This window comes from Pseudoflavonifractor sp. 60, from assembly GCF_009911645.1.
Taxonomy (GTDB): Bacteria; Bacillota; Clostridia; order Oscillospirales; family Oscillospiraceae; genus Lawsonibacter.
Map to the genome: position 1 here is coordinate 1 of NZ_QWKI01000318.1, position 2,988 is coordinate 2,988.

A 2,988-nucleotide genomic window follows, 5' to 3' on the forward strand; every position below is an offset into this window, starting at 1 on the left:
ACAGTGACGGTCAGAGTAGCAGCGCCGTTAGCCAGCTTGATGTTCAGGGTCTCGCCCTCAAGGTTGCCATCGGCGGGCAGACCAGTCACGTTGGCAGCGGGAGCAGCGACAACATGATACTTCTGATTAGCATTCAGCTTGGGCAAATCGATGGTGATGTCCTCAGCAGTCTTCACGTTGTAGCGCACGCCGCCGCGGATCGCGGAGCCACGCAGGGCCTCGTCGTCCTTGTTGTAGGCCGAAACATTGCTAGTGGTGAAAGACACACCATCAGTGCCGCTTACAACGCTCAGAGTGGTCTCAACGCCGGGCTTCTCATCGGGAACAATAGGAGTGGTACCCTGCTTATCCTTGTCGCCGGCCTGGTCGTGCAGGATGATGCTGGTGGCAATGCCATCCTTAATCACAGCGCCCAACCAGCCGTCAAAGGCCTTCTCGTTGCTGTCCAGCATCTTCAGGGCGTCCTTCATGCCGGAGTCGCCAGTAAAGGTATCAGAAATAGTGTCATACAGGCCGTCATTGTGGCTCTTGGACAGGATCACAATGATCTTAGTGCTCGGGCTGATACCCAGACCAGCAGTGGCCTTAGTATCGGTGTACAGGGTCATGTTCTTGTAGGTCAGCTTAGCAGTGCCCTGCGTACCAACGCCAGAACCAGCGGCGTGGCTGTTGCAGCGGAAGTCCTGATACAGCAGCAGGCTGCTCAGCTTCTCAGTGAAGTCCTCAAACTTCTCACCATGGTAGATACCAGCGTCGTCTGTAACAAGCGTACCGCCCTTACCATCGCCGTTGACGCCGTTGGTAGCGCGGGCGACGTTATGAACGTTGGTGATATACTTGTCGTTCTTGCCAGTGGCGGGATCAACATAAGTGAAGTTAATGGGAGCGGGCTTGGTTGTGGTGTTATCGTTGGCCTTGATGCTGGACACATTGCCGTCCTTGTCAAAGCGCACGTCATACCACTTGCCCTGCATACCTTCCTTGATATACTCCTGAGAATCGTTGACCTCAGTCAGACGGACCTTCTCGCCGTCGATGATGGCGTCAACGCCCCAGCGCCAGGTGTTGCTGCCCAGGTAGTCCTCCTGCTTGATGCCGCTGGTGACATAGGCATACTTGGCGGAGGTGCCGTTGTCCTCAGCGTTGAGGATGACAGCAGCAATGATGTAGCCATCGTTGTTGTACAGCACGTAGGCTTCATCGCCAGGATTGTTGGCATCGGTGATGTTCTCAACGGTGAAGTCGACATTGTCGATGCCGGTGGTCACAGAGTCAACCTTCTCAACGATCAGCTTGGCGTTGGAATTCTTATCGTTGATGTCAGTCAGCTTAGCATTGATGTAAATGCTGTCAGCATTGCCGTAAACCTTGTTAAAGTCGCCAGCGGGAGTTTTAACCTTGGAGCCGTCCAGGGAACGGTTCTTGCCATTCACATCAAACTTGTCGTTGCTATAGGTGTCAGCATCAATGAAGCTCTGGGCAATCTTCTTGGCGGTGCGGTAACCGTCCTCACGGGCCTGAGAATTGTTGCCCACCTCCTTCACAGTGTAAACGCCGTCAGCGTCCACAGTGTAGGTGAACCAGCGATTGACCTGAGAGAAGTTGGCGGTACCGTTACCAAACATCTTGTCCAGCTTGTCGCCGCCGCCGGTGATGGTGTAAGCCTCAGAGGTGCCATCTTCCTTCTTGGGGGAGCTGGCCAGCTCGCTCTTGTCGGTGTTCACAGTGACGGTCTTCATGGTGCCGTCGGTGAAGATGACATTAGCGTCAGCGTTCTTCCGGCTCAGATTGCTGGTGCCCAGATCAATACCAGTCATAAAGACGTACTGAGCAATGGCCTCGTTCAGCTCGATGCCGATCAGATAGCCGTACTGGTCCAGAATGACATTGTAGGTAACATCCTTCATGTTGATGTTATCATAGATGTCCAGAACGTCGTCGTCGTACTGAGCGGTGGAAGCGTAGTCGTACTGCACATCGTCGTTCTTGACCCAGTCATTCCGCTTGAAGGAGTTCAGAGTGACCTCGGAAGCAATCTCAGGGGTAACCATGCTCTGAATCTCGCCCTCAGCAACGGTAACCAGGAACTTGTCGTCCTTCTTCACATCTTCAATGTCGAAGCGGTCGCCGCTGACCTTGATATCCTCAGTGAAGAACTTCTTCTCAGTGCTGCTGTAGCCAGTCTTGGCATAGACATACTTGCTGGAAGAGGGGTCTCTGTCGTCAATCTTATAGACCTCGACCTCAACCTCGTCCTTCTTGGAATCGTAGTCCTTGTTGGCAATAGCCAGATAGGTGTTCATAATGGAGATGATAACACCCTTGCCACTGCCGGACTCGCGGCCATACTGACTGTCCACAAAGACCTGAGTCAGAACGCCGTTGCCGGTGCCGCCAACGCCATCGGTATTGCTGTTGGTAATGTCGCTGATATCAAAAGCAACATCCTTCAGCAGCTCGGTAGAGGTGGTCGTCTTGTTGTCCAGCAGGACAGCCTCGCCATCAATGTAGATGGACAGGGTGTAGTCAAACTTGCCAGCCTTGGTCTGGGTGTCAATGTCGTTCACCAGGTCGCGGCCCAGCTCGGTGAACAGCATCTTACCAGTAACCTTCTCAGTGTACTCGGCCTGAATGAGATCCCTCTTCACATAGGTCCCCATCTTCTTGGCGTTGTACTCCCAGTAGTTGGCAGGACGGCCAAACTCATCCACAGCGTCATCGTTCAGCTTCAGCTGGCCATTATACAGCTTCTCGCCCAGCTCAATGATATAACCAGCCTCGCCAGTGATGGTGTGGTCGTCGGCCTGATTCTGCTTGATAGCACGGGCGTAGGGCTCGCTGCTGGCGGTGACAACATACTTGGACTGGCCAGTGATGGTCACGGCGGTGTCGCCGGAGCCGATCACGATGTCAGAACCGCTCTTGTCAGCCTGAACCACAGGGGACTTCAGAGTGTTCAGCGCCAGCTGAGCGACCTGATTACGGGTC

The 2,988-nt window shown here is 54.0% G+C and carries 1 protein-coding gene; it reads right to left on the bottom strand.

Going from position 1 to position 2,988, the window contains the following annotated elements; all coding sequences use genetic code 11:
* The coding region (locus D1646_RS22110; RefSeq protein ID WP_160638487.1) for a hypothetical protein at window positions 1-2,988 on the bottom strand (2,988 nt) is incomplete at both ends.